Annotated in this window: 5 protein-coding genes and 1 pseudogene; 5 read left to right on the top strand and 1 reads right to left on the bottom strand. The window is 68.5% G+C overall.

The annotated features are described in order from the left end of the window. Window positions 1-192 precede the first annotated feature (192 nt). Window positions 193-627, bottom strand: a complete 435-nt coding sequence (locus tag KME75_RS39670; RefSeq protein ID WP_219420147.1) for a heavy metal-responsive transcriptional regulator — start codon at window positions 625-627, stop codon at window positions 193-195. A gap of 236 nt (window positions 628-863) precedes the next feature. On the opposite strand from KME75_RS39670, the gene KME75_RS39665 reads away from it, so the two are divergent. The 5 genes and pseudogenes from KME75_RS39665 (at window position 864) to KME75_RS47275 (ending at window position 5,540) form a co-directional block, all read left to right on the top strand. Then, a complete protein-coding gene (locus tag KME75_RS39665; protein WP_219420146.1) occupies window positions 864-1,220 on the top strand; it encodes a four-helix bundle copper-binding protein in 357 nt (118 codons plus the stop codon). A gap of 190 nt (window positions 1,221-1,410) precedes the next feature. After that, window positions 1,411-1,821 (top strand): MerR family DNA-binding protein, encoded by a 411-nt coding sequence (locus KME75_RS39660; protein ID WP_219420145.1) that lies wholly within the window; start codon window positions 1,411-1,413, stop codon window positions 1,819-1,821. Window positions 1,822-1,932: 111 nt separating this feature from the next. Further along, window positions 1,933-2,504 (top strand): annotated as a pseudogene (locus KME75_RS47660) (four-helix bundle copper-binding protein). Window positions 2,505-2,786: 282 nt separating this feature from the next. Continuing rightward, window positions 2,787-5,063 carry a heavy metal translocating P-type ATPase gene (locus tag KME75_RS39650; protein ID WP_219420144.1) on the top strand — a complete coding sequence of 759 codons (2,277 nt, stop codon included), beginning with the start codon at window positions 2,787-2,789 and terminating at the stop codon, window positions 5,061-5,063. A 306-nt stretch (window positions 5,064-5,369) separates the two neighbouring features. Next, entirely contained in the window at window positions 5,370-5,540 is a 171-nt protein-coding gene (locus tag KME75_RS47275; protein WP_219420143.1) for a heavy-metal-associated domain-containing protein, read from the top strand. The last annotated feature ends 84 nt before the right edge of the window (window positions 5,541-5,624 follow it).

Raw genomic sequence — 5,624 nt, 5'->3', positions numbered from 1 at the left:
CAGCCCTCCGGAGACACCCCCTCCGACCCGTCGTGCGCCACCCGGCGATCATCCCCAGAGGCGACCACCAGACGACGCACCTCGACCGGCGTGTCGGCGCCAAGATCAACCTAACGCAAGGCCATTGCGCAGTTACCCCCGGTCCGTGAGTCCGCTCCTACCCAACGCTAATCCTTCCCCTTGGCTGGAAGGTCAAGGGCGTGTTCGCCGACTTGGTCGAGAACAGGGGCGGTGCCCCGCCGCGTGCTCGATGATTCGGCAGATGGTCGCACCGTCTTCGGGGATGTCGTCGATCCTCGTCTCCAGCGCCCGCAGCTGCTTCTGCTTACGCCGCAGCTCGGTGATGCGCCGGCTGATCTCGCGGACACGCGTACGCAGCACTGCGCGCACGTGCTCGCACGGCGTGGTCCCGGCGTCGCGCAGTGCCAGGACGTCCCTGACCTCGTCCAGGGTCAGCCCGAGCTGCTGCGCGGTCTTGATGAAGGCCAGACGGGCCTCGTCGTCGGGGCCGTAGATCCGGTACCCGGCGGCGGTGCGGGCCGCCTGGGGCAGCAGGTTGATGGACTCGTAGTAGCGGATCGTCTTGGTGTTCACGCCGACCCGCTCCGCGAGCTCCCCGATGCGCATCCTCCTCCGCCCTTCCTGCTGCCTAGGATCGGAGGGTAGGGCAGGCGGGCCCACCCCGCCGGGATCGCTGGCATTCCACGGAGCCTCGCCTTCGGCTTGACCTTCCAGCAACGGGAATCCCTTACCGTCGCCCCACCTGGGGCGATGTGGGCCAGGTACGGCTCCTCACACCGCAGGGGCCTGGCCGTCACCGTGACGGCCGGCTTCGACGTCCTTCGATCAGTGGGGTGAAGTGCATGACCACCACCGAGACGGCCGCGAGCGGCCTGCTGGACCAGCAGCGGCTGGAGTGCATCCGCTCCTGCGGGGAGTGCGCGGCGGCATGTGAGGCGTGCGCGAAGGTGTGCGCGCAGGCGGGTGACAAGGCCATGGCCGAGTGCATCCAGCTGTGCCTTGACTGCGCCACCCTCTGCCTGGGCTGTATCCCGCTGCTGGCCCGGGAGAGCGCCTCCTACAAGGAGCTGTGCCGGCTGTGTGCGGATCTGTGTGAGCGGTGCGCCGCCGAATGTGAGCGGTACGACGATGCGAAGATGCGCGCGTGCGCCGCGGCGTGCCGCCAGACCGCCCAAGTGTGTCGCCAGATGGCGAGCTGACGGCGGCTCGCTCGTTTCGGCCCCGCCCGACCCTCGTCGGGCGGGGCCGTGCCGTGTTTTGGGCTACCACTCTTCCGTGGTGCCCAGGCGGATCGGGACAGACATGTCGTTGCCCCCTGGCACACGAGCCGTAAGACCTTGCCGCGAGGGTAAGGTCAAGACGAAGCAGGACTTGAGCAGGGAGGCTTCGATGGAGCCTGTGACGGTCGGCCGTGCCGCCGCCCTCACCGGGTTGAGCCGCAAGGCCATCCGGCTCTACGAACGCAAGGGCCTCCTCCCCGAGGCCGAGCGCACCGAGGCCGGCTATCGGTTGTTCGGCGAACAGGATCTCGCGGTCCTGCACTTCGTCCGCCAGGCCAAGACCCTCGACCTGCACCTCGACGAGATCAAGAACATCCTCGACCTGCAACGCGGCGGCGAACAGCCCTGCGCTCGCGTCACCGCCCTGCTCGACACGCACATCGCCGACATCGACCGCAAGCTCGGCGACCTGCGCCAACTGCGCCGCTCACTGCTGGCCGCGCGCCGCGCCGCCAGCCGCGCCCGGCGTGGCGGGCAGGACGCCGTGGTCTGCCAGATCGTCGAGGACGCCCAGCTCTGACGCTCACCGTCGATCCGGTGCGCACACCGATCTGCGAGCATCGGGTGGCGCGACTCTGATCGCCGCCGCCGTACATCACCACGGCCGGTCCGCCGCCGACGCGGCGATCGCTTGCGACGGTCGTGGCCGCCCGTCGCGGACGGGACCGGGCAGCACCCGTCGCGAGAGCAGTCAGTTCGCCCCGGCCACCCCGCGTATCCCACGCGGGTCCTGCGCGTCCAGAGGAGGAATGACGATGACCCGCGCTGCCTCGATGCTCGGCACCCAACCGACCTGGGTGGCATCGACCGGCAGAAGCTCGCCGCCTGCATCCAGGCCTGCTTCGACTGCGCGCAGACCTGCACGGCCTGCGCCGACGCGTGCCTGAGCGAGGCACAGGTCGCCGAGCTGACCACATGCATCGCATGAACTTGGACTGCGCGGACATCTGTGACACGACCGGCCGGGTGCTGTCGCGCCACACCGGCTACGACGCCAACCTCACCCGGACCGTCCTCGAGGCATGCGCGCAGGCGTGCAAGTCCTGCGGGGAAGTCTGCGTACACCACGGCAGGCAGGGAGTGCAGCACTGCCAGGTCTGTGCCGACGAGTGCCGGCGATGCGAGGCGGCGTGCCGCGAGATGCTGACAACTGCTTTTTACCGGGCCGGAACGGTCGAAGGGTCTCCCCCGTCGGTTCCCTGAGACGCGTGACGAGCTGGAGCCGTATCCCACGACGGGAACACACGGTGTGCGGGCGCGGGGAGTTCGACGAGCTGGCCCGGTCAGCCCTCGTCGGGCTCCGGCTCGGGCCTGGGCCCCGATGTGGTCGACCAGCTCGCTGGCCACGGAGTCTCCGCCATACCCGTAGCCGATCTCCTCCCATACGTCAGCTTGCGCCGCAAGCTTGACATTGCCCCTAGGGCAAGGTCCTAGCGTGCATCCAGAGAGGCCAAGAGAACGGTAGACGCATGGTGAGGAGCGGCGATGACCATCCCGGTCTCCGAGACGATTGCCGAGGGCCGTGCGCGACTTCGCATGCAGGCCGGTGGCATGCAATGCGCGTTGTGTGCTGGGATCATCGAGCGCGGGCTGCGGGAGCAGCCGGGCGTGGCGGAAGTGTCGATCAGCCTGCCCGAGCAGCAGGTGCTGGTCGACTACGACCCGGAACGCGTTGGTCCCGACCAGTTGGCGACGGCGCTGGACGATCTTGGCTTCAAAGTCGGCGACTCGGCCCCGCCGAGCCGGGCACAGAGTTCGGATGAGGACGCCTCCAGGGTCGTCAGCGAGGGACGCCGGCTGCTGATCCTCGGCGCGCTGAGCGTGGTCACAGTTCCATTGATGCTGCTCGAGATGGTGGACAAGGTCGGTGGCTGGGTCGGCTGGGTGCTCGGCGCTCTCGCGGTGGCCTCACTGGTGGTGACACCCGAGTTGTTCGTGGACACGGTGCAGTCGCGGCGCCGCGGGCTGCTCACCAATCGACCGGTGGTGCGAGCATCCATCTTCGGCGGGTTGGCCGGCGGGCTGGTCGGTTTGGCGCTTCGGCCAGCGGACTTCCCCACTGGCGGCTTCTTCGCCGTCACGGTGCTGGTGGCGACCTACCACATCTTCTCGATGTGGCTGTCGCTGCTGGTACGCACGCACAGCTCACACTCAGTGCGAAAGTTGATGGAGCTGCAGCCCGACACGGCCCGGCTGGTGCGGGACGGACTGGAAGGCGACGTGCCACTGAAGGCGGTGCGCATAGGCGATCTCATCCGTGTCCGCCCAGGCGAGCGGGTGCCCATCGACGGGCGCGTGACCTCCGGACACTCCGCGGTGGACGAGTCGCTGGTGACCGGCGAAGCGATGCCGGTGAAAAAGACCGAAGGCGCGGAGGTCATCGGCGGGGCGATCAACGGCTCCGGAACGCTGCTGATCGAGGTCACCCACATCGGCGAGGACACATTTCTGCAGCAGATCGTGCGCAATATCGAGGAGGCGCGGGCGCTCAAACCGGGTGTCGTGGATCTGGTCGGCCGTGTTCTGAAGATCTACATCCCCGCTGTGCTGGCGCTGGCCGCGCTGGCAGGAGTGTTCTGGGCCGTGGCCCCGGCCGTACTGGGGGACGGGCCCGATCTCAACCGCGCCTTGTTCGCGACGCTGGGCGTGTTGATCCTGGCATATCCGTGCGCGATGGGGATGGCTGCACCGCTGGGGCTTGTGCGCGGCTCGAGTGATGCAGCCGAGCAAGGCATCATCTTGCGCACCGGGGAGGCATTCCAGACCTTCGGCCAGGTCCGCCGTGTCGTGCTCGACAAGACCGGCACGCTGACCGAGGGCGTGTTCACCGTGCGCGAAGTGGAAGCCACAGGCGATCGCGACCAGGTGCTGGCCCTGGCCGCGGCCGCCGAGGCGCCCTCGGAGCACCCCCTCGGGGAGGCCATCGTCGCCGCTGCCCGCGAGCGAGGATCGGAGCCTTCCACGGTCGAGGAGTTCGAGGCGCTCAGCGGCCGGGGTGTCCGTGCCCGCGTCGACGGGGCGGTCGTGCTGGTGGGCCGACCGTCGTTCGTCGCAGAGCAGGTCGGCGAGCTCGGGCCGCTGGCTGACCGGGCCGCCGAGCTCGAGCAGGCCGGCCGGACGGTCGTCGCCGTCAGCCGCGACGGTGAGCTGCAGGGATTGATCGCGTTGGGCGACGACATCCGCACCGAGGCCCGCACCGCGTTGGACGCGATGCGGCGCCAGGGCCTCACCCCCGTGATGGTGACCGGCGACAATCGCCGCGCCGCACAGCGCGTCGCCCGTGAGCTCGGGATCGACGAGGTCCGCGCGGAAGTACTGCCCCAGGACAAGACGGAGATCGTGCGGGAGCTCCAAGCCGACGGCACCCGAGTGGCCATGGTCGGCGACGGCATCAACGACGCACCCGCGCTCGCGCAGGCCGACGTCGGCATCGCGATGGGCGGCGGCACCGACATCGCGATAGAATCCGGTGACGTCATCATCGTCGGTAACCGGCTCGACGCCGTGCTCACCGCGCGCGAGATCGGTCGGCGCAGCTACCGGCGGACCCAGCAGAACGTCGTCCTCGCGTTCCTGTTCAACGGTATCGGCGTGCCACTCGCGGCGACCGGGCTGGTCTCTCCCATCTGGGCCATGATCGTGATGTTCGTCAGCGTGACGGGAGTATTCGCCAACTCGATGCGCGGCAAGTGGTCCATGATGTTCTCGACACTGCGCGACATCGTCAAACGACAATCGCTGACCCCGTCACCATCCGCGTAGCGTAAGCGGCTTGGGAAGAACGGGCGGTCGCGCGACGTCCTCGTCGCTGTCAAGTCGATAGCCGGCCTCGCGCGGCGCTTCCGGCAGTAGCCCCTTGGGCTCGTAGAGGCGCACCGCCGTGGCCGGCAGCCCCAGCCGCCCGTGCCGGCTTGCCCAGCATCCAGGTGCCCGGGTGTGGGGGTTGTCGGATGGCACGGGCCACTCGGCTTGACCTTGCCCTAGGGGCAACCTCATACGGTGCCATCGGTGGTTGCGAGAGGACCACCTGAAGTCGGTCTTGGAGAGCGAAGAGAAGGAGCGTCTGCGATGGCGCGAATGATTTCTTGGCAAGTCGATGGCATGGACTGCGAGGCATGCGAACGGCGGTTGCAGACGGTGCTGGGTCGTTTGGAAGGCGTCACCGGCGTGGCGGCCGATCACAGCGGGGGGCAGGTTGAAGTGACCCCCGTCAGCCGGACACCTCGTTCTGTGTCGTGATCTGCTGTTCGTAGGCGGCGGGGCTGAGGTTGCCCAGTCGGGAGTGCCGGCGCAAGGGGTTGTAGAAGCCCTCGATGAAGGAGA

Origin of the sequence: Pseudonocardia nigra (assembly GCF_019396355.1) — a bacterium.
GTDB lineage: Bacteria > Actinomycetota > Actinomycetes > Mycobacteriales > Pseudonocardiaceae > Pseudonocardia > Pseudonocardia nigra.
The sequence above is the reverse complement of the archived record's forward strand: the minus strand, read 5'-3'. Positions and strand labels throughout refer to the sequence as shown.

Bases quoted from the DNA above. Each gene is read 5' to 3' on its own strand.
- KME75_RS39660 (WP_219420145.1), top strand. From the start codon at position 1,411: ATGGAGCCTGTGACGGTCGGCCGTGCCGCCGCCCTCACCGGGTTGAGC.
- KME75_RS39650 (WP_219420144.1), top strand. From the start codon at position 2,787: ATGACCATCCCGGTCTCCGAGACGATTGCCGAGGGCCGTGCGCGACTT.
- KME75_RS47275 (WP_219420143.1), top strand. From the start codon at position 5,370: ATGGCGCGAATGATTTCTTGGCAAGTCGATGGCATGGACTGCGAGGCA.
- KME75_RS39665 (WP_219420146.1), top strand. From the start codon at position 864: ATGACCACCACCGAGACGGCCGCGAGCGGCCTGCTGGACCAGCAGCGG.
- KME75_RS39670 (WP_219420147.1), bottom strand. From the start codon at position 627: ATGCGCATCGGGGAGCTCGCGGAGCGGGTCGGCGTGAACACCAAGACG.